The sequence below is a fragment of the Pseudoalteromonas sp. US3C1004 genome, assembly GCF_048401065.1.
Classification (GTDB): Bacteria; Pseudomonadota; Gammaproteobacteria; order Enterobacterales; family Alteromonadaceae; genus Pseudoalteromonas; species Pseudoalteromonas undina.
Map to the genome: position 1 here is coordinate 1,762,452 of NZ_CP183073.1, position 20,586 is coordinate 1,783,037.

The 20,586-nt window shown below is 39.9% G+C and carries 16 protein-coding genes and 1 riboswitch; of the genes, 10 read left to right on the forward strand and 6 right to left on the reverse strand.

All coding sequences use genetic code 11. The features are described 5' to 3' along the window. Positions 1 to 12 precede the first annotated feature (12 nt). Positions 13 to 1,458 (forward strand): exodeoxyribonuclease I, encoded by a 1,446-nt coding sequence (sbcB, locus tag ACNSN3_RS08205; RefSeq protein WP_076918564.1) that lies wholly within the window; start codon positions 13 to 15, stop codon positions 1,456 to 1,458. Between the two features lie 212 nt (positions 1,459 to 1,670). On the opposite strand, the gene ACNSN3_RS08210 is transcribed toward sbcB, so the two are convergent. Continuing rightward, on the reverse strand, positions 1,671 to 2,552 hold the full coding sequence (locus ACNSN3_RS08210) for an NAD(P)-dependent oxidoreductase (RefSeq protein ID WP_109874517.1): 882 nt from the start codon (positions 2,550 to 2,552) through the stop codon (positions 1,671 to 1,673). Positions 2,553 to 2,672: 120 nt separating this feature from the next. On the opposite strand from ACNSN3_RS08210, the gene ACNSN3_RS08215 reads away from it, so the two are divergent. Beyond that, a complete protein-coding gene (locus ACNSN3_RS08215; RefSeq protein ID WP_109874516.1) occupies positions 2,673 to 3,212 on the forward strand; it encodes a glutathione peroxidase in 540 nt (179 codons plus the stop codon). Positions 3,213 to 3,274: 62 nt separating this feature from the next. Next, positions 3,275 to 4,255, forward strand: coding sequence for a 2-hydroxyacid dehydrogenase (locus ACNSN3_RS08220; RefSeq protein ID WP_418606972.1), 981 nt, complete (start codon positions 3,275 to 3,277; stop codon positions 4,253 to 4,255). An 85-nt stretch (positions 4,256 to 4,340) separates the two neighbouring features. Here the strand turns inward: ACNSN3_RS08220 and ACNSN3_RS08225 are convergent, their stop codons facing one another. Beyond that, positions 4,341 to 5,663, reverse strand: a complete 1,323-nt coding sequence (locus tag ACNSN3_RS08225; protein WP_075169095.1) for a sodium-dependent transporter — start codon at positions 5,661 to 5,663, stop codon at positions 4,341 to 4,343. A 166-nt stretch (positions 5,664 to 5,829) separates the two neighbouring features. Between ACNSN3_RS08225 and ACNSN3_RS08230 the strand changes: the two genes are divergently transcribed. Further along, complete coding sequence (locus tag ACNSN3_RS08230; RefSeq protein ID WP_418606974.1) at positions 5,830 to 6,588, forward strand: 4'-phosphopantetheinyl transferase family protein; 759 nt, start codon at positions 5,830 to 5,832, stop codon at positions 6,586 to 6,588. Here the strand turns inward: ACNSN3_RS08230 and lysC are convergent. Together lysC and nhaD are read right to left on the reverse strand one after the other, a co-directional pair. Further along, positions 6,562 to 7,953 (reverse strand): lysine-sensitive aspartokinase 3, encoded by a 1,392-nt coding sequence (gene lysC / locus ACNSN3_RS08235; protein ID WP_418606975.1) that lies wholly within the window; start codon positions 7,951 to 7,953, stop codon positions 6,562 to 6,564. The two genes, ACNSN3_RS08230 and lysC, sit on opposite strands and share 27 nt — an antisense overlap. A gap of 75 nt (positions 7,954 to 8,028) precedes the next feature. After that, positions 8,029 to 8,201, reverse strand: a riboswitch (Lysine riboswitch). A gap of 98 nt (positions 8,202 to 8,299) precedes the next feature. Beyond that, positions 8,300 to 9,547 carry a sodium:proton antiporter NhaD gene (gene nhaD, locus ACNSN3_RS08240; RefSeq protein WP_055012618.1) on the reverse strand — a complete coding sequence of 416 codons (1,248 nt, stop codon included), beginning with the start codon at positions 9,545 to 9,547 and terminating at the stop codon, positions 8,300 to 8,302. A gap of 196 nt (positions 9,548 to 9,743) precedes the next feature. On the opposite strand from nhaD, the gene ACNSN3_RS08245 reads away from it, so the two are divergent. The 4 genes from ACNSN3_RS08245 (at position 9,744) to ACNSN3_RS08260 (ending at position 15,015) form a co-directional block, all read left to right on the forward strand. Beyond that, a complete protein-coding gene (locus ACNSN3_RS08245) occupies positions 9,744 to 11,015 on the forward strand; it encodes a hypothetical protein (protein ID WP_010388660.1) in 1,272 nt (423 codons plus the stop codon). A gap of 5 nt (positions 11,016 to 11,020) precedes the next feature. After that, positions 11,021 to 11,569 carry a condensin complex protein MksE gene (locus ACNSN3_RS08250; protein ID WP_010388659.1) on the forward strand — a complete coding sequence of 183 codons (549 nt, stop codon included), beginning with the start codon at positions 11,021 to 11,023 and terminating at the stop codon, positions 11,567 to 11,569. Then, the gene (locus ACNSN3_RS08255; protein ID WP_418606978.1) at positions 11,566 to 14,358 is read left to right on the forward strand and encodes an ATPase; all 2,793 of its coding nucleotides are present in this window, start codon (positions 11,566 to 11,568) and stop codon (positions 14,356 to 14,358) included. The genes ACNSN3_RS08250 and ACNSN3_RS08255 overlap by 4 nt, the downstream gene beginning before the upstream one ends. Positions 14,359 to 14,463: 105 nt before the next feature. Further along, positions 14,464 to 15,015, forward strand: coding sequence for a DUF4136 domain-containing protein (locus tag ACNSN3_RS08260; RefSeq protein ID WP_138621251.1), 552 nt, complete (start codon positions 14,464 to 14,466; stop codon positions 15,013 to 15,015). 885 nt (positions 15,016 to 15,900) lie between these two features. Here the strand turns inward: ACNSN3_RS08260 and ACNSN3_RS08265 are convergent. Beyond that, positions 15,901 to 16,404, reverse strand: coding sequence for a peptide-methionine (S)-S-oxide reductase (locus ACNSN3_RS08265; protein WP_418606979.1), 504 nt, complete (start codon positions 16,402 to 16,404; stop codon positions 15,901 to 15,903). Positions 16,405 to 16,606: 202 nt separating this feature from the next. Here ACNSN3_RS08265 and ACNSN3_RS08270 point away from each other — a divergent pair, with 202 nt between their 5' ends. Next, positions 16,607 to 18,460 (forward strand): TonB-dependent receptor plug domain-containing protein, encoded by a 1,854-nt coding sequence (locus tag ACNSN3_RS08270; RefSeq protein WP_418606981.1) that lies wholly within the window; start codon positions 16,607 to 16,609, stop codon positions 18,458 to 18,460. Positions 18,461 to 18,976: 516 nt separating this feature from the next. Here ACNSN3_RS08270 and ACNSN3_RS08275 read toward each other — a convergent pair. After that, positions 18,977 to 19,240, reverse strand: a complete 264-nt coding sequence (locus ACNSN3_RS08275; protein ID WP_041708812.1) for a YkgJ family cysteine cluster protein — start codon at positions 19,238 to 19,240, stop codon at positions 18,977 to 18,979. Positions 19,241 to 19,411: 171 nt separating this feature from the next. On the opposite strand from ACNSN3_RS08275, the gene ACNSN3_RS08280 reads away from it, so the two are divergent. Continuing rightward, positions 19,412 to 20,584 (forward strand): efflux RND transporter periplasmic adaptor subunit, encoded by a 1,173-nt coding sequence (locus ACNSN3_RS08280; RefSeq protein WP_418606983.1) that lies wholly within the window; start codon positions 19,412 to 19,414, stop codon positions 20,582 to 20,584. The last annotated feature ends 2 nt before the right edge of the window (positions 20,585 to 20,586 follow it).

A 20,586-nucleotide genomic window follows, 5' to 3' on the forward strand; every position in this document is an offset into this window, starting at 1 on the left:
TAGGGTTTTTTAATGGCTTATCAAGAGCAAAATCAAGCAACAATCTATTGGCACGACTACGAGACCTGGGGGGCAAGCCCACAAAAAGATAAGCCGAGCCAATTTGCCGGTGTACGCACCGATCTTGATTTAAATATTATTGGCGAGCCGCTTATTGAGTACTGTAAACCACAGGCTGATTATTTACCCCATCCTGAAGCGTGTTTAATTACCGGTATTACCCCACAAGTGGCGATGCAAAAAGGCTTAGTTGAGGCTGAATTTATTGCTAAAATTCATGCAGAATTTAGCGTACCCAATACCTGTGTGGCTGGTTATAACAGTATTCGCTTTGATGATGAAGTAAGCCGATATAGCTTTTATCGTAACTTTTACGACCCGTACGAACGTGAATATAAAAACAATAACAGTCGTTGGGATATTATAGATTTAGTGCGTGCCTGCTATGCACTGCGCCCTGAGGGTATTGAATGGCCGTTAAAAGAAGATGGCAGCCCTAGCTTTAAGCTTGAGCATTTAACTGTTGCTAATGGTATTGAACATGCCGCTGCGCACGACGCATTAAGTGATGTAACGGCCACCATTGCCTTGGCAAAACTAATTAAAGAGAAGCAACCTAAACTGTATCAGTTCTTTTTTAGTCTTCGCGGTAAAAAAGCACTCGCTGAAATGGTTGATGTGTTTAATATGACCCCATTAGTGCACACTTCGTCTCGCATTCCAGCTACCCAAGGCTGTACTACTTGGGTTGCACCAATGAGTTTTCACCCGGTAAATAAAAACGCAGTTATTTGTTTTGATTTAACCCAAAACCCGCAGGTATTACTTGATTTAAATGTGGAAGAATTACGTAAACGCTTATACACCAAACGTATAGATTTAGCGGAAGGTGATTTACCCGTAGGTTTAAAATTAGTGCATTTAAATAAGTGCCCTATTTTAGCGCCAGCTAAAACGCTACTGCCTGAAAACGCTGCTCGCTTGGGTATTGACCGTGAACAATGCTTGGCTAATTTAGCCATTTTAAAAGCCAATACTGAGCTTCGCGATAAAGTCACTGAGGTATTTAATGAGCAAGGCGATTACAGCGCGACCACGAACGTAGATTACTTATTATATGATGGCTTTACTAGCCATGCTGATAAAGCTAAATTTGCGATTATTCGTGATGCAAAGCCTGAAGACTTAGCAAGTTTAAAGCTTGAATTTGAAGATCCTAAATTTAATACTTTGCTGTTTAGATACCGCGCCCGTAACTGGCCACAAACACTAAACCAGCAAGAGCTTGATCAATGGCGTCAATATTGCCAAAGCAAGTTAATGCATGGCGAAGATCAGCCATCAATCAGCGCACAAGATTTTATGATCACCCTTGAAAACTTAGCGCATGAACATGATGACAGCGAAAAAAATCTTACAATTTTAAAAGCCTTATATAACTACGCGCAAAGCATGTAATTTACTGTAGTTTATATAATGCATAAAAACGCGACCCTTTAGCAAAAAAGTGTCGCGTTTTTTGTTACTAGGTAAAAAACCAAAAAACTATCTCAACAAGAGAGGTAAATGAGAAAACATAAAACCAACATTCATTTTTTATGTTTATCACTTCCTCTAAAAGCGCTGCGTCTCTTATCCTCTTTGTGGATAATTTACTTTTACCAATTACATTACTTTTTATGCATTGCTTCGATACGTGCTAATAAGCTTGAAGTATCGTATCGTCCGCCACCGAGAGCCTGTACATCAGCGTAATATTGATCAACCGTGGCGGTCATTGGCAGTGTTGCACCGTTATTTTTAGCTTCATCTAGTGCAATGCCTAAATCTTTGCGCATCCAATCTACAGCAAAACCAAATTCGTACTCACCTGCCCACATTGTTTTGTAGCGGTTTTCCATTTGCCACGAACCAGCAGCGCCTTTAGAAATGGTTTCTATTACTTTTTCGCCATCAAGCCCCGCTTGTTTGGCAAAATGTAAGCCCTCAGCTAACCCTTGCACTACACCTGCAATACAAATTTGGTTAACCATTTTACATAATTGCCCTGAGCCCGCTTCGCCTAAAAGCTGACTAAAACGGCTAAATGCCGCCATGATAGGTTGTGCTTTAGCAAATACCGCTTCGTTACCACCCGCCATTATGGTTAACACCCCATTTTCAGCGCCAGCTTGACCGCCCGATACCGGCGCATCAATAAAGTCGATATGCTGTAAAGCCGCTTTTGCCGCAACTTCACGTGCCACTTCTGCTGAGGTAGTTGTGTGGTCGATTAAAATTGTGTTTTCGTGCATGCCTGCTAGCACACCGTCATTACCGTATACTACTGAACGTAAATCGTCGTCATTACCTACACACATAAACACCATATCGGCACCGCTTGCTGCCTCACGCGGAGTAGGTGCAAAGCTGCCGTTAAAATCTTCGACCCATTTTTGTGCTTTAGCTGCTGTGCGGTTATAAACACATACGCTGTACCCTGCTTTTGCTAAATGCCCCGCCATTGGGTAACCCATTACGCCTAAACCTATAAATGCAATTTTAACTGACATAAAAATGACCTATTTAACTGATAACTTAGAAACATAAGCTCGATTATGTCAATCGGCCGCTAAAAAAGCGAATGAAAGTCTTTTAAAATTTCCCGCATAAGGAAATTAGGTAGGTAATCTATGGATAGCATTTATCAATTTAACGCACTACTTTGTAATAACAGTGATTTTCCTTTGAGCCAGTTAAAAGGAAAAACGGTTCTTATTGTAAATACAGCAAGCAAATGTCATTTTTCGGCGCAATTATGTGCGCTTGAAAAGCTATACCAACAATACAAAAGCGATGGGTTTACTATTCTGGCCTTTCCATGTAATCAGTTTGATAAAAACGAACCATTAGAGGGTATGGCAATTAAAGACTACTATCAAAAACACTTTGCGATTAATTTTGAAGTATTTGATAAAGTCATGGTGAACGGCCCCGATACTCACCCCTTGTTTAGTTATTTAAAATCACATACGCGTGGAATTGCACAAAACCGTGCAATAAAGTGGAACTTTACTAAGTTTTTAGTTAATGCCCAAGGACAACTAATTGCACGTTATGCGCCGCGCACTAAACCGGAGTCACTTCATAGTGTAATTAGAAGTAGTTTAGAGGCAACACCGATTATAAAAACAGCAAATAGTCGCTTTAATACCACAGCAATATTAAAGTGATAAGGCATGTATAATAAAAATGGTTTATGGTTGATGTAACTAGATTAGTTGGATTGTAATAAATGAAGATTGCTTTTTTTAGTGCTCAAAAATACGAGCGCCCTTTTTTCGAACAAAGCTTAACTGGCTTTTCTAACATCGCTATTACCTATTTTGAGCAAAGTTTATCGATGCACACTGCGGTTTTAGCTAAAGAATTTGATGCGGTATGCGTATTTGTAAACGATTCGGTAGATAAAGCGGTTATTGAGCAACTGGCTATATTTGGGGTTAACACCATTTTACTGCGCTGTGCGGGTTTTAATAATGTAGATTTAGCCGCTGCTAAACAGCATGGCATGCGTGTTCTGCGCGTTCCGGCTTACAGCCCTGAGGCAGTCGCAGAGCATTGTATTGCACTTATGCTTACGCTTAGCCGTAAAACCCATAAAGCTTATAACCGCGTACGTGAAGACAATTTTGACTTGAACGGCTTACTTGGCTTTAACTTGCATAATAAAACAGTGGGTATTATTGGCTGCGGTAAAATTGGCCAAGCATTGTGTAATATATTAACCGGTTTTGGCGCTCACATTTTAGTATGCGATCCTAATGCACAAGCAGGTAATTACACAATTACTGATTTAAACACCCTGCTTACACAAAGCGATATAATTTCTTTGCATTGCCCGTTAAACGAGCACACCCATCATTTAATTGACGATGACGCATTTGCAGCAATGAAAACAGGGGTTATGCTAATAAACACCTCGCGCGGTGCATTGGTTAATAGTAAAGCTTGTATTAAGGCACTTAAATCACAAAAACTAGGTTATTTAGGGCTTGATGTGTACGAGCAAGAATCAGAGCTGTTTTTTAAAAACCACAGTGACGATATAAACCAAGACGATATTTTCTCTCGCTTAGTGAGCTTTAAAAATGTATTGATCACCGGCCATCAAGGCTTTTTTACTCAAGAAGCACTTACAGAAATTGCCAATATCACCTTACAAAATGCATTTGAGGTTACTCAAGGAAATAGCTTTACAAACGAAGTGCTATAGCGCGGCTAAACAAAAAGCAAAAAAGCGAACAAAATATAGTGTTCGCTTTTTTTGTTATCAATAACACATGAGTTGTTGTTGTATTCTAGCCAAACGCAACGTTTGCAAATACTAAGGTCATTAGCACTGGGCAGACAAAACGAATGTACTGAGCAAACCAATAATGTGCACCAGAACTTGCTTGATGAAGCTTATTACCACGCTGCCATAACCAGCCCACTGTAATAAAATAAAACAGTCCCATCAACGGGAGTTGGTATTGGGTAAATACCATAATAACCAAACCAAATAGCCAATCAAAATTAACAATAATAGTACTGGCACAAACAAATACAATGGCGCTAACGGCCCATGTAGCTTTGGTTCTATCAACACTGTGGTTTTCTACTAAAAAAGCCACAGGAATTTCAGTCGATGAAATGGTTGATGTAACTGAAGCAATCGACATCAATACAAAAAATAGTAAGCCAACCAATAAACCAATTTCACCCATGGTGCCAAATAACTCAGGTAATATGGCAAAAATAAGCTGCCCTTCACCAATTAGCTTGCCGTTGCTAAATACTTCAACGCCATTGAACTGCGCCACATATATAGCCGGTATAATTAATAGTCCAGCTAAAAATGCCACGCTGGTGTCGAGTAACGCAACACTTGCAGTCAATTTTGGTAAGTTAGCACCGGGCTTTAAATAAGAGCCATAAATCATCATACAGCCCACACCCAGTGATAATGAGAAAAACGCTTGCCCCATTGCGGCAATAATTAAATCGGGGTCGAGTATTTTACTAAAGTCAGGCACTAAATAGGCCGCAAACCCTTCGCTGGCACCCTCTAAGGTAGCAATGTAAGCAATTAGGCCAACGAGTAAAACAAGTAATAATGGCATTAAACGGCGCGACCAGGTTTCAATTCCTGATTTAACACCTTTTAAAATAATGCTGGCGGTTAAAATAAGCATCAGCGGCGTAAATATAAAATTACGTAGCATAGAGTCGCTATGTAAAAACTCACTCAAGCTCTGCATACCTAAAAAGGTGGTTATAGGCTCTATGGCGTAAGAAAGCATCCAACCTGCCACTATTGAATAAAAGCTTAACATGACAATTGCGCCAGCTAAGCCTATATAACCTGCAGCAGCGCCTACTTTAGGCGCATGGTCTTGCCATGCTTGGCCTAAGGCTTTAACCGGATTAGCTTGGGCTTTGTAGCCTAAATACAGCTCGGTGTATAACGCGGGAAGCGCTAGCAAAAAAATAACAATAAAGTACACCAATAAAAATGCGCCGCCACCATGGTTAGCAGCCTGTGTAGGAAAACCCCATATATTGCCTAAACCTACCGCAGCACCGGCTGCTGCCAATACAAAACCAAGTCGACTTTGAAAACCATCACGCACTTGTGTCATACACCTACAAATCTGTTATTATTTTATCGAATGTGAATTAAACCATATTTAAGGGCGACTGAGTAATAAAAATGTACTTAGCGCGCATAACAGCAAACAACCGCTCACAAACTATCCAGCTTATAACGATAACTATGTAATCGGTATTCACTTTTAACGAGCAATAATGAGTTCAGCTTACTTCGACAATCAGTTATTACACACCCCGCTTGCTGAGAATAATAACCACACCATTTTATTATTTGATGCCAGCCAATTGCAGGTTGATGAGCTAACACTTACACAGTTTTTAAGCCCGTTTGAATTAAGTGTCATCGCGCGTCGTAAAACGCCTCAAGCAAAACAAGAATATGTAGCAACGCGGCTGTTACTAAAATATTTAGTCAAAAGTGTATTACCTAGCAGCAGTGATATAACGCTTGATAAAATCAGCTCTGAATTTAATCAACAAACCAGTAAGCTTGAGCTAAATATAAATAACAACCAGGTTTATAGTTGCTGTGTGTCACACTCTCATGGTTTGGTAGGCGTGGCCCTAAATATTAATAATTCGCTATTTGGTTTTGATATTGAAAAAATCAGTTTAAAACGACCATTTGAAAAACTCGCAAAGCACTTTTATGATGCTGCAGAAGTGGCACTTATAACTAAGCAACCGTGCACAGCTGCTAAAGCGGCGACATTTTTCAGACTTTGGACATTAAAAGAGGCATTAGCAAAAGCAACCAGCCGCCCTATTGCCCAGCTATTAAGCCCTAATGTATTTTGTGAGCTTGGCAACAGGCAACTAAGTGCAACCAGCACCACATTAACAAATGATGTAAACGAGCAGTTTGATATAAGCGTTGTGGCAAAAAAAAGCACCGACTGGCGGTGCTCATTTATCTCATTGAAAGCGTTAAGCAGCAAGCTCGCCTTCAAGTAGTCGGCTATGAATAGCTTGAACCACAGCATCAGACTCACTTTGCTCAACTAAAAAGCACAGGTTGTGTTTACTCGCACCATGGCAAATAAGACGAATGTTAAATTCGCTCAACACCTGCATTAAATTCATTTCGTGCTGACGCAATACAATTTCAGACCCAATAAGTGCTACTAGGGTTAAATTGTTCTCAACCGATACATGGCAAAACTCAGCGAGTTTATCTAAGCACTCTTGATCTAGCTCTGGGCGTGATGCATTAGGCGCATTATCAAGGGTAATTGCTACACTAATTTCAGAGGTAGTAACCAAGTCTACCGAAATATTACATTCACTTAAAATAGTAAAAATACGCGCTAAAAAACCACTCGCTAATAGCATTTCTGGGCTTTTAAGGGTTAATAATATTTGGTTTTTACGTTGCGTGACCGCACGAATACCTGGTAGCTGCGATTTTTCACGTTCAATCCAAGTACCACCACGCTCTGGCTCTGTGCTTGAGCCAACAAACACATTTATATGGCTGCGACTGGCTGGCAAAATTGTAGCTGGATGCAACACTTTAGCGCCAAAAGTGGCCATTTCTGCCGCTTCATCAAAGCTTAAACGCGCAATAGGTGTGGCTTTTACACACAAACGCGGATCGGTGCTAAAAATACCCACTACGTCGGTCCAAATATGCACACTCTTAGCGTTAATTGCTTCAGCTAACAAGGCGGCACTGTAATCAGAGCCACCGCGACCCAGTGTGGTGGTTACATTGTTTTCATCGCTGCCAATAAAGCCCTGAGTAACAATAACCGTGCTCTCTAATAAAGGAATTAAATGCTCTTTAGCTGCAAGCGCTGTGGCGGCTACATTAGGCGTAGCTTTACCAAATTGGCTATCGGTTTTAAGCACCTGGCGAACATCAAAACGCTGCGAGTTTAAGCCCTTTAAGCGCAATACTTGAGTAAATAAATACGACGATAAACGCTCGCCAAAGCTAAGTAGCTCATCGTGTTGTTGCTTTGTTGTCAGTATTTGATGTGCTAGTGTTTGAAATTCATCGATGGTGTTATTAAAACCAAGCGCTAAATCATTATCTAGGTTCAGATCAGTTAAAATTGCCTGCTGAATAGCAAGTACACCGTCAACATGCTGCTGACGTTCAGCGGCATCAATATCGGCTTTACAAAGTGCCACCAAGTGATTAGTTACACCGGCGCTGGCGCTCACTGCAACAATTCGAACGCTGTTATCGTTTACAATGATTTCGCTACAACGGCTCATCGCCTCAAAGTTAGCAACGCTGGTGCCACCAAATTTGGCAACAATGTAATCTGATTTTGTGCACTGTGAACTTTGTGGCACTGATTGGGTAGTCATTTCGTCTCCTTTCGCGGCATCCAAACCGCAATAAAACAAGAAGAACTTGGCAGGAAATAAAGATAAGAAAAATCTACTGCCAGAAGCTCTCCACCTAAATTGGTGACAGTTTTGAGGATTCAGCCCCATAAACCGAAAAACAATGGTAACGACCCATTATTTTCCTCGGCGAGTACTTCCCTCCTTAATGGTCGCAGGCTGTCGTTGCCTCACATTAAGTACCTAAGTATCGCACCTCTTCTGAATGTATTATTAACCTGTGGCTAATAAAACAAAACCGCACTAAGAGTGCGGCTTTGAAAGTTATCGTTTAGACGTCTAGCTGTCAAGTCGTTTTATTATAAAATCAAATAAAACTACCCATAAAGTAAGAGCCAGCATAACCAAAGGTGTAACACACTAACAAATACAACGACAAACGAAGGTAACTTGCAAAAGTAAGTTCTTTAACCTTACTCATAGCAATAATACCAGCCGCCGAACCAATGATCAGCATTGAACCACCCACACCGGTTGCATACGTAAACGACAACCAATGCTGTTGACTCATTACAATGTCGGCTTTTAGTAACGCAGCCGTTAGTGGCACGTTATCAACACCGGCCGATAAAATACCCATTAAGTAGTTAGCGTACTCTGGCGCCATCACTGTATACAGGTTTGTAAATTGGCTTAGCACGCCCACTTCTTTTAATGCGCCAACAAGTAATAACACACCTACGAAAAACAGTAAGGTGTCGTACTCTATGTCACGTATAAAGTCGATCATATCTTTATTGATATCTTTTTTGCGCATTAAAAATTGTGCGACTAAAAACATAATAGACAGGCCGAGTAAAAAGGTAAGTAACGGCGGCACACTATATAAAACACTTAAAGTAAGGGTAGAAATAACCGTAGTGAAGAAAATAACAGCGATAGTAATGTCGGTTTTTTCAATGCGTTTAAATTTAGTCTTTTTAAACTCTAACTGCTTGTTCATACCAATTGATAATAAAGTAGCCAGTAATAATACGCTTAATAATGCAGGCACAATTAACAGTAATAAATTGCTAATTGTTACTTTACCATCAAGGAAAATCATAAGTGTGGTTACATCACCTGTGATAAGTGATACACCCCCTGAGTTCACTGCAAATACAATTAAGGTGGCGTACTTAACTAGTTTTTTGGCTTCAAGCTTTAATGACATTATAACAGCCAAGGAGATCAGTGTAGCTGTTACGTTGTCGGAGATAGATGAAAATACAAATGCAAAACACCCTACCAAAAACATTAGCTTTCGTTCACTAATACTGGTTGGCATTATCCGGTTCACAACATTTTCTATAAGTCCCTTGGAGTTTAAATAGGCAACAAAGGTCATTGCGGCCATTAAAAACAGCCATAAGGAAGCAATTTCTAAAATATTGTGGTCAAGGAGGGTTTGAATCGTTTCAGGGCTTTGCCCATTAAGAGGAAAAATAAAGGAGATAATCCAACAAAGTGTACCAAAAAATAATGTCGTTTTGGCTTTGTTTACGTGAATCACATCCTCAATAACGATAAGCAAGAATGCAATCGCTATCAGCGTCAGGATAATCGAGGAAACCATGATATTAAACAACCTTCGGGTTTAAGTAAAAATTGAAACCATGTAAAAAATAGAGGTACACACTCTATGTGCCTATATTCGGCGCGGATACTATCACTAAGCGAGTGTAAAAACTATTATTAAATCGTCGCAAAAACGAATACCATATAAGTTCAAGAAATATAAAATAACGAATACTAGGATGTTGTAACGCCTTATGATCCCAGCTAAAAAGCTACTTAATACCCTCACTGAGCATTGGGGTGTATTAGAGCTATTATTTAAACGCTTTAAAATGGCCGACTTTAGTATTAAAGATTTACAAAATGCCATAAAACAAAAGCAACCGACGTGGAATAATGAGCGTATTTATAAAGAAACCAATCGGTTATTAAATCAAGAAATCATTATTCCCTTGGCTAAATCGTCACAACTAGAAATTAACCGTGCCATTGCGGACTTTGCTACCTTTTTACTTCAAGAAGAACATTTAGGCTTAGCACAAGAAATTAGTGTATTGGTTGATGATTTAGCTCGCTTAGGTAACCGGCTATCTAATGCCGGTGAAATGGAAGATTTTGATGATTTACGTCGCTTTAGCCGCATTATGGATGATCGGGTTCGTAAAATAATTAAGCTGTTTTTACATAACGAAAACGCCATTTTAAATATTGTTGAGCAAGCCAAATCAAATAACGCGGTGCAATCGCTGCAAAAGCGCTATAAAGCCGTGATAGAAGCATTTGATGAATATATAGAACCCATGCTAGAAATGGTCGATATTAGAGGCGACTTTCATGCCTGTTTTACTCTAATTGAGCAACAAATTAGTACCCAAATAGAACATATTGAGCGCTCAGGCAAAGCGTACAGTGATAAACGTATGCTTGAGCAATTACGTACCCGTATTCTCGAAATGCACCTAGTTGGTCGGACAAGCTTACGTAAAAGTGCCGATATGCTAATGCCACTGCGTGAAGAGTTGCGCCGTAATAACCTTATTACCCGCCAAGCGGCAAAAGTATTAGGGCTAATTCGTAAAAACGGGGTGGATAATATGCTCAGCGCCGTGCAACCCCATTTTGTAAGCGATGCGCAAAAGTATTCATTGGGTCAACAGCGTCATATTGTTGCCTATATGGCAAGCTTAGCTGAGTTTGAACACCACGAATATCAGCTACCAGAACAAAATGATGTGCCCGCGTTTGTCACGCCAAACATTCCTGACTATCACGATGTAAAAGCGCAATTTACCAAACGCTTTAAAAAGCAGCGTAAAAAACCACAGCCTTTGCTGCAATTTTTAGATGAAAGCTATCCTGAGCTTGAAGCCGATGAAATGCTGTTTTTGTATCAAAAGTTGGTAAGCGATAGCACCCTAGAAATTAGCCAAAGCGATAAGAAAGCCCGCGTTAACATTGCAGGCCAGCACTTTAATTTATATCCCTTTAATTCAGAGCCTCAGGCTGATAAAGCCGAGCACGAGTAATCACCATGACCCATATAAACTTAGATGAGCTTTCTCACTTACAAGCCATTAATAAAAAATTAGTCGCCGGTTACCACATTTGCGAACAAGACACCGTAATGTGGCAAGAGCTTGACCAACAAATAGACGCTTATACTGCCTTATTTACAGCACTAGGCCACGAGTTAAAACACGATAGCCGTGGTTTTTATTATTTTGCCAGTGATGAAAGCACTCCAAACATGGGTAAGATTTCACGCGCTGTAGCGCTCACTATTTACATTTTAATAGAACATTTTGCCAATACAGGTAAAGACCCAATGCGTGCATTATTTGACGAGCCAAACGATTTAGAGCTAATGCAAACCTTGGTACAGCTTAATAAACATTTGTTCGATCAGCTTGAGATATTCTCGGGTTCTGACTTACGCAAAGATGTGTATTTACGCATGGTACGTTTAGGCCTTGCCCGCGAGGTAGAAGGTGGCTTTATGTTGCAAGCCCCTATTCACCGCTATATTGATGCCTTAATGGAAGTAAACGAAGAGACCTTTATTAGTGAGGACGAGCAATGAAAAATTTATACGGACTGAGTAAACTCGCCCTACTAAATACCGCAGGCTATGCAAAATGTGTGATCCCACTGGATAAAAGTAGCTCGATTTGTGCGCCTAACAACACAGGTAAAAGCTCAGTAATTAATGCACTGCAATTTCCGCTAATTAACGATTTACGCCTAACCGAGTGGGATGGCCACGATTTAGATGAAACCCGTAAGTTTTATTTTTCATCAGATCAATCGTACATTTTATTGCAAGCCGATTTGCCCCATGGCTCAGTCGTCATTGGCGTAGCCGGCTTAGGTAAAATTGCCGGTTATGCACACCAATACTTTTGCTATCAAGGTAAGCTTGATTTAGCCCAGTACACCCAAGGCAATACCATTATTAAGTTTACCAAGCTGTTTAATCACTTAAAGCAGCAAGGTTTCAACCCAATAGAGCTTAAGGCACAAGAATTAAACGCCCTACTGACTGGCGGAGCAACGCAATTTGACGGTGAGATCAATTTAAAAATGATCCCCCTCAACAACGTTCAAGACTCTGCAATATACAAAGAAATATTTCGTCGTATTCTTAATTTACATAAATTAGGCGCAAACGACGTTAAGCGCTTTATGCTCCGTGTGTTTGAACGCCACATGTCAAATTCTAAGGTCGACTTTTACGAGGTTTGGCGCCGTTCGTTTGATAAAGTAAACCGCGCAAAGCGTGAATTAAAAGCGCTAGAATCAATGCAAGAGCCCATAGCCGCTCTTGAATCTATGCTTGAAAACCAAACCGTGCTTAAAGGTAAACTGGCCGCTTATGCGCCAAAAATTGACCAAGCACTGATTGATTTTGATACGTACCAGGAAGAGCAACTAAGCGAGCTCAACATCGCCCTTGAAGACATTGAGCACGAAAAGCACGAGTTTGAACAAAAGCAAGGGCTATACGTACAACAATCGCGCGATATAGAGCGCAAGCAAACTCAAATTGAACAATGGTTTTTAGATTTCAACGCCCTTAAAAGTGAATTTGAGCTGGTTAATAAAGCCACTCTCAAAACCAACCTAACGCAGTTAAAAAGTGACTACGAGTCGTTGTCACATTCTATTACGAGTGCTCAAGGGCAAAGCCTGCACACCCTTGATTACCGTATTGGTGAAACACAAAAACAAATTAAAAGCTTAAAGTTACAACTTAAAAACTTAGAATTTAATTTATTCACCCGTATGCGTGAAGACTTATCACTGAAAGAAGTAGAAGAAATATCGCGGCTATTAAACCCCGATCTTCTCTCCTTTGCCACCACCAGCAATGGCGATATAACCATTGATGACGAAGATGCCTTTGGTGAATTTTTATCACAGCTGAGCGAAAATGTTAAAGGCGGTATACTCACCCTACCTGGTGCCAGTATTAAACTTAAAAAGCTCTCACCAGTACAAATGCAAAGCGGCGAAAATAAAGAGCAACTGAGCGCTCAGTTAACCGCGCTTGAGCAATCATTAAAAGAGTTTAAACAACAGCGCGAAGTGGCCGCCAATGTTGCAGATAAGCAAAAAGAAAAAGACACGCTATACGATGAGCTTATGAGTGCAGAAAATGCACTTAAACGCTTAGAGCAATTTGAAGTGATGCAACAGTCGGTTGACGCCCAAGCAATGCTAAAAGAGCAGCTTTTAGCCGAGCGCGAACAAGTTGACGATTACCTACAAGATATTCAAAAAAACAGTGGCTCAATTGCTGATAGACGCTCACTAATTAAATCTAAGCAGGCACAAATTAATCGTCAAACAGAGCGCTTACGCCAAGTTAAAACCGAGCGTATTGACCACACATTAGATTTATACAGTGGTAAAGTAACGCCTTATATGATTGATATAAAAATCGATTTTGATAATTTAAGCGACTTAATTCACCACTTTAATAAGGACTGCCAAGAGCTACGGAACTTCGATATAAATGTACGTAATACCTATATGCATATTTATAATGCCGGTATCACTAAGTTTGATAACGAAAACGATGAGTTTAGTAAATATCAAAAGCTTATTAGCGCGTTTCATAACATTGATAACGAGCGCGATGCAGTTGAGCGACAAGGTCGCGTTGCCCTCACCGAAGTAGCCGCTACTATTAAAGGACTGCGCGAAGATTTAGACCGCTTACGCCGTGAAATGAATAGCTTTAATAAAGGCATTAGCCAGCACCGCATTTCAAACCTGCAAGCGTTTAAAATTAATATTATCCCGCGCAAAATGTTGGTAGATAGTATTGATACTATTATCAGTACCTCTAACCAATTTGAACAAGGCGATACCCTAGATTTACTCAGCCAAGAACCTTACAGCGAGAGCGCGGTAAACGAGGCAAAAGATCATTTAATTAAACTCGCCTCAGACAAAGCAGGTCTGACCCTCACCGATTTGTTTGATATTCGTTTTGAAGTGGTTAACCGTGCAGGTGAAACCGAGCACTTTGAAAAGATAGACTCGGCTGGCTCAAATGGTACGCGTATCACCATTAAGCTATTATGTGGCATGTTGTTTATTCGTTATTTATTAAGCGATCAGGAACAAAACTTATACCGTATACCTATTTATATAGATGAAGCGGCTGATATCGACCCGCAAAACCAAAAAGCAATTATAGAAACCGCCTTGAGCTTTGGCTTTGTGCCAATATTTGCCTCGGTTAAACCACAAATAAGTTGTGATTATATTGTGCCAATTCGTTCAGTAAAAGACGGTGCACAAAACTGGGTAGATGAAAAAGATTGGATTGAGGTTGAACATAAAGCTCCTCAGCTAGACTAAGAATTAATTGGCTATTCATCTTAGCCAGTTACACTTATTTTATAGATTTTAAATTACCCTCGCCCATGGTAGTTTAAACAAACGCACTTTATTGGAGCAAACGGAATGAAACACATATTTATTGTCGCAGCACTGGCATTACTAACCGCCTGTACACAAACGCCCGACTGGGATTACGATAAATCAGCAAACTTTAGTAACTACAAAACGTTTGCTTGGGTAGAAAACGCGAGTCTAACCAAAGACACGAATAACTACCAAATCAGTGGGCTGATGGAAAAACGCGTTCGCAATGCGGTAAACAACCAACTAAGCCAACAATTAGGTATGCAATTGGTTGACGTAGCGCAAGCTGATGTACTTGTTAACTACCATGCAAGTGTAGATAAAGAGCTTGAAGTTGATAGCTTTAACGTTGGCTACGGTGCACGTTGGGGTTACTGGGGCACTGGCTTTAACCACGATATAAGCGCACGCGAATATGAAGTAGGCACATTAGTTATCGATATTATTGACCGTGAGTCAAACCAATTAATTTGGCGTGGTGCTAAAGATGGTCGTTTAAAGAAAAAACAAACCCCATCACAACGTGAAGCCGCTATTAAGGAAACGGTTGCCAATATTTTAAGTAACTTTCCGCCTAAAGCGCAGCAATAAACTTTAATTAATATTTAAAAGCCCGCATGTTTGCGGGCTTTTTTATGGCTTAAAAACTGTTTACCTATAAAGTAATAAGTTACACATTAACAAGGTGATAGCTCAATGCTATAGTTATCATGTTACAAGGATAAAGCTTTATCAATAAGACGTTTAGTAAATCTAGTGTTTAAAGTTGTGAGATAAATTAAAAGATTAAAATGAAAGAAACGTGCCCAAATTGTAAAAGTAATTTTGCAGCTAAAGATATAAAAATATTAACAAAAATAGTATTTTTATTGAAAAACAATGCCCTTCTTGCCAAACATGGTTTTGTTTGAATAAAACACTCACGATTATAAAAATTATTGGTATTTTTTTATTGTTAATAACCAGCCTATTAAATATCTTCAATATTAAAAACCAATACAGTCTAATGTTTTCAAGCATTGGCTTGGTAGGAATACTGGTAGCGATCATTATTACTTTTTTTGGCCAAAATGAAGCAATCAAAAAATAAGAAACCAAAAGTAAAATATGTAGATATAAGTAATACGAGAATGCTATTGAATCGAATCGCATTCTCTTTAGTCTTTTGGGCTTTAGGCCTCTTATCTATTCTATTTACGATAAAATTTATACATGATGGCTATATTCTGACCCCAACAGATTACCAGGTCGAATCTGACGTTTATTTCTTTTCAGCGTCGCCGTTTACTTATCTTTTTTACCTTTTTCTTTATTTAGGAACTGGGATCTACTTTTTAGCTGTGCCCTATCTTTTTAGAGATATGTTCCCGCGAAAGAAGAAAAAGCCTGATAAAAATAAAAAAAAGCACAAATGAGGTAAAAATTAGTTTCATTAGTTACCAGCACTTTTTATTTAAATACGTCCCAATGAAGTTGTTATTTATACTTGTGCAATAAATCAACTGGGATATGGCAATAATCATCTGGGTGATTGGTTAAACGGTCTTGATGCTCGGGATCGCTAGGGACATAATTAGTCAATGGCGCTACTTGTACCGCTATTTTTTCAGCATCATCACGCTGGCTAATATAGTCTCTGGCGATGTTTAAATGATCACTTTCTTGGCTAAAAATGGCGGTACGGTATTTTTCGCCTACATCGTTACCTTGTTTATTGATACTGTATGGGTCAATAATCTCAAAAAAATAGCCGATTAATTCATTTAAGGTCACTTCTTGAATATCAAAGGTTACTTTCACGCATTCGGCATAGCCATCGTATTCACCTTGTGTTGTGTTACTAGTGCCATTGGCACGCCCCGCCTCAGTAGTCACTACTCCAGGTAAATACTTCATAAATTCTTGCACGCCCCATAAGCAACCACCAGCAAAATAAAGTGTGTGCTGATTAAATGAATGACTCGATTGTTGTGTTTGCATAATAAAGTGACCAATGTAAATAATTTATAGGATGCAGAGTTACTATTTTGTAACGCTAGGTTTGATTATCAAATGCAGTTTTTTATCATTAATGTACAATAGCGCCCAAAATCACCCTAGCTTAGTGAGCTTACCTTATCATGTGATAAAAAGTGATAGGTATTTAATTGTTAGCGCCATTGCATAAAATGAGAATAATGATATGAATCGTGCCCCGCACCTTATTATACCGGCTGTACTAGCCAGTATTTCGACTGTTGCTTATGCAGAACAGAGTAAAGAAACAGCAACCATAGAACAAATAACAATTGAAGCGTCACCCACTGCCAATACCTTACCCGTTGGTACATTTGATTCGCCTATTTCAAATTTAGAGTACGACCCGCGTGTTGACTTGCAATCACGCAATATGGCTGAAGCACAAGCTGATGTAACGATACGCGGGGGGATTTTTGAAAATACCGGCTTTAGAGCCGGCAGTGCAACTCTACTCGACCCGCAATCTGGTCACTATTTTGCAGAAATTCCTATTGCACCACAAATGCTAACAGGTGCTAGTGTATTAACAGGAGCCGATAACGCACTTTATGGCATGAATAGCTCTGTGGGTACTGTGTCGTTTGCTTGGAAACCAATAACAACCGGTGGCAGTGTCTCTTTGGGCGCAGGCTCAAATGACTTTAACTTACAAACAATTCATGCAGGTGTGAGTACTCCACTTGAAGCAAACGCTAATTGGCGCATTGGTTTTGAAGGTGAACATTCGCACTCACAAAGTGATGGTTCAATTGATTTTGGCGATCATGACTTTACCCGTACTTCTGGCAGAGTGCAGTTAACTGGGAGCGATTCACAAACTGATTTATTTTACGGCTTACAAGAAAAGTTTTTTGGTTGGCCAAACCTTTATACCCCATTTGGTGTAAATGAAACCGAAGACTTAGAAACTCAATTATGGATGCTCAACCATAAACAAGCCTATGCTACCAACAGTGAATTTGAAGTATCGGCTTATTACCGCAAGCATAACGACCATTATGTCTATTCAAGAGAAAACCCAAGCGCGTTCCAAGCATTTCATGAAACACAAGTAAAATCATTGGCTATTTCAGGTCGTCATGCGCAAACAAAGTCAGTTGCGGTTAATTACTCGGCGCAATATATAGAAGACAGTATTGACTCCACTACCCTTGAAAATAATTTCACTTCACGTAACTACTTTAAGCTTAGTGTATTACCAGAGTACACAGCATCACTTGCAAGTGATCAGCAACTAAGGTTGCGTTTAGGGGCTGCATTTGATAACACCAGTCGTGATGATTCTGAGCTATCACTGATTGGTGATGTTAGTTTCAATACCCAAAATAACGATGGCACTGAGCGTACATTGTATTTATCGTATGCCGAGGCAAGCCAAGTAGCAGGCTACACCGCCATTGGTGGCAGTGAGTCTGGTGGTTTGTTTAGAAGTAACGCTAACCTTGAACGTGAAACCACCAAAAGCTTAGAGCTGGGCTTATTGCTTGAGCAACAAAGCTGGCAACTTAATTCAGCGCTTTTTTATCGTAAAGATAACAACCTAACCGATTGGACATTTAACTTTGATTCAAGCTCTGCACGATTTGCACAGCCTGTTGATATTGATACCACAGGCCTTGAGTTTTTAGCCACAAAGCAATTTGATAACGCAGAAATTATTGCCAGCTATGCGTACTTACATAAAACAGAAACCTACGGCGCTGAAAATATTGATGCTAGCTTTTATGCCTTAAACTTTCCTGATCATCGTGTAACACTCGGTGCGATTTGGAATCCGACGGATATATTAGAATTTCGAGTAGATAATGAATGGCGTAAACAGCATAAAAATGCGCTGCGCCGTTCAGGTGACGAAGCGCTATTTACTCAGCTGACGTTAAAAATAACTCCACCAGCTGTGCCTAACTTCTTTATTAGTCTTGCGGCTGATAACTTATGGGATGAGTCGTTTGAAGAAATTCCAGGTACACCTGGTCGCGGCGAGCAATATACGCTAAGTGCCACGTATAGCTGGTAACTTTATCGCTCAGCGAGGGCTTACTCCACGCTGAGCTTGTTTTTTAATTAAAATAAGAAACAGAACAGTAGAAAGCTGAATTAGAAACTTCATTTCGCAGCCCTCCCTAAGTATTCTAAAAGCGCAGAATCCCCTCCTCTGTGTACATGCATAATTGAAATAGTATGAGCAAAGAGAAGTGAATGAGGTAACACTAGCGACAATGCTTAGTGGATACTTAATTGCACTCTCTCAGTACTACTTTTAGAAACACAAAGTAAGTATCTAACCTGAACTCTGGTTAAGAGATTTACTAACATATTGAATCAAAATGATATTTATGTTTATTTTCTCAAGCTAGAGATTTTTAGTGAAAACAAGGCGAAATTACGCGTCAATAGCTAGCCTATTGCAAGTAAATTCAACGCAGTTAGCGCTGAAAATAGCTGCTTGAGATGGATTTATTATCCGGAGTTCAGGTTATCAACACTTTTCAAACGTATTAATTGTAAATATATGTGTATTTAATACAATAAATTAGGTTAATTGCTCTAATTCGGTAATTAACGTTAATGCTTGTTCATTGGTTGTCCCGCATACATCTAACGTGGCACTAAAGTCACTGCACACTTTTGGGCGCGACTCATCACCAAATAGCTTGCATAAATTTCGTTCATCCAGCTGAATACAACGTTCTCCGGCCTTTTTACCGTTTGGCATACCTGGAATTGGCGAGCTAATACTCGGCGCAATACAACATGCTCCACAGCCTAAACGGCACGCCATTGATTGTGTTTTCATTCTAACCTCAGTAATAAATTTCAATTGTTTTGTTGCTGCTTTGTACATAAATAGCGTGTTTCGTTCTATTTGTAACCGCCTTGTGCAATGACTTGTTACATCTTCAAATACACTGTAAACACTTTATTGCGTATCATTAGTCCATCAGCACAATTTATGAAGGAATGCCCTGTGGCGACTAAAAAACAAATAATACTTCCGATCGCGGTCCTTGTTGGTGGCATTGGCCTCGCAGCAGGCTTTTCTGCAATGAAAAAGCCACCTGAAGAAAAGCCCCCCCAAGACATGCGTCCTTTGGTTGCAGCACAACCAGTTCACCTTGATGCAATTACCCTCGATGTAAAGTCGTACGGTATTGTACAACCAAAAGACCGCACTGAATTGATTGCTCAGGTGAGTGGCCAAGTTATTTCAGTTGCAGGACAATTTGTTGAAGGTGCCTTTGTAAAGCAAGGCGACATTTTAGCACGAATTGATCCAAATGATTACGAAGCTGATTTAATTGAAGCAGAAGCTGGCCTTGCCCAAGCAAGTTCAGCGCTTGAGATTGAACGTGCTCAAGCACATGTAGCTAAAGCCGAATGGGAACGCATAAAAGCAGACTCAAGCGATGTTACCGCATCAGCACTGTATTTACGTAAACCGCAATTAGCTGAAAAAATGGCCCGATATCGCTCAGCACAAGCAAGTGTAAAACGTGCTAAACGTAATTTAGAACGCACATATATTAAAGCCCCCTACGATGCGATTATAAACGAGCGCAGCATTAGTTTAGGCTCGGTAGTTAATCCTGGTAATAGCTTTGGTTCACTTAGTTCAACTGAAGTCGCTGAGGTGCGTTTACCTGTTGCCGATAAAGAGCTGCAATACCTCAATAATGGTGGTATAGGTGCAACAGTTGAATTTAATGCGCAATATGCAGGTAAAGAAACCACATGGCAGGCTAAAGTGGTACGTAGCGAAGGTGTGATTGATCAAAAAAGCCGAATGAGCTATTTGGTTGCCCAACTTCAAACCCCATATGAAGGGGTTCAGCCACTTCGTTTTGGCTCATACATTAACGCTACAATTGAAGGCCGCGCCGTTAATGGCGCTATTGTCGTCCCTCATCATCTGGTTAAAAATAATAAAATTGCAGTATTAAACGATGATTTAACTCTATCATTTAAAACACTCAATATTATTCGCGAACAAGATGGCATGGTCATCGCTAATCAGGGCTTAGCAGAGGGAGAGCAACTGATCACTTCTGCTCTAGAATACCCTAGTGAAGGAATGGCAGTAAAAATTGAAGACACTGTGACCAAACCAGACGTTACTCAACTTGCATTAAAGGGAGAGTAAGC

Excerpts from the sequence above, each read along its gene's own strand:
- sbcB (WP_076918564.1), top strand. The coding sequence starts at position 13 with ATGGCTTATCAAGAGCAAAATCAAGCAACAATCTATTGGCACGACTAC.
- ACNSN3_RS08230 (WP_418606974.1), top strand. The coding sequence starts at position 5,830 with ATGAGTTCAGCTTACTTCGACAATCAGTTATTACACACCCCGCTTGCT.
- ACNSN3_RS08275 (WP_041708812.1), bottom strand. The coding sequence starts at position 19,240 with ATGAAAACACAATCAATGGCGTGCCGTTTAGGCTGTGGAGCATGTTGT.
- ACNSN3_RS08245 (WP_010388660.1), top strand. The coding sequence starts at position 9,744 with ATGATCCCAGCTAAAAAGCTACTTAATACCCTCACTGAGCATTGGGGT.
- ACNSN3_RS08250 (WP_010388659.1), top strand. The coding sequence starts at position 11,021 with ATGACCCATATAAACTTAGATGAGCTTTCTCACTTACAAGCCATTAAT.
- ACNSN3_RS08225 (WP_075169095.1), bottom strand. The coding sequence starts at position 5,663 with ATGACACAAGTGCGTGATGGTTTTCAAAGTCGACTTGGTTTTGTATTG.
- ACNSN3_RS08255 (WP_418606978.1), top strand. The coding sequence starts at position 11,566 with ATGAAAAATTTATACGGACTGAGTAAACTCGCCCTACTAAATACCGCA.
- ACNSN3_RS08210 (WP_109874517.1), bottom strand. The coding sequence starts at position 2,552 with ATGTCAGTTAAAATTGCATTTATAGGTTTAGGCGTAATGGGTTACCCA.
- ACNSN3_RS08260 (WP_138621251.1), top strand. The coding sequence starts at position 14,464 with ATGAAACACATATTTATTGTCGCAGCACTGGCATTACTAACCGCCTGT.
- ACNSN3_RS08215 (WP_109874516.1), top strand. The coding sequence starts at position 2,673 with ATGGATAGCATTTATCAATTTAACGCACTACTTTGTAATAACAGTGAT.
- nhaD (WP_055012618.1), bottom strand. The coding sequence starts at position 9,547 with ATGGTTTCCTCGATTATCCTGACGCTGATAGCGATTGCATTCTTGCTT.
- ACNSN3_RS08270 (WP_418606981.1), top strand. The coding sequence starts at position 16,607 with ATGAATCGTGCCCCGCACCTTATTATACCGGCTGTACTAGCCAGTATT.
- lysC (WP_418606975.1), bottom strand. The coding sequence starts at position 7,953 with ATGACTACCCAATCAGTGCCACAAAGTTCACAGTGCACAAAATCAGAT.
- ACNSN3_RS08265 (WP_418606979.1), bottom strand. The coding sequence starts at position 16,404 with ATGCAAACACAACAATCGAGTCATTCATTTAATCAGCACACACTTTAT.
- ACNSN3_RS08220 (WP_418606972.1), top strand. The coding sequence starts at position 3,275 with ATGAAGATTGCTTTTTTTAGTGCTCAAAAATACGAGCGCCCTTTTTTC.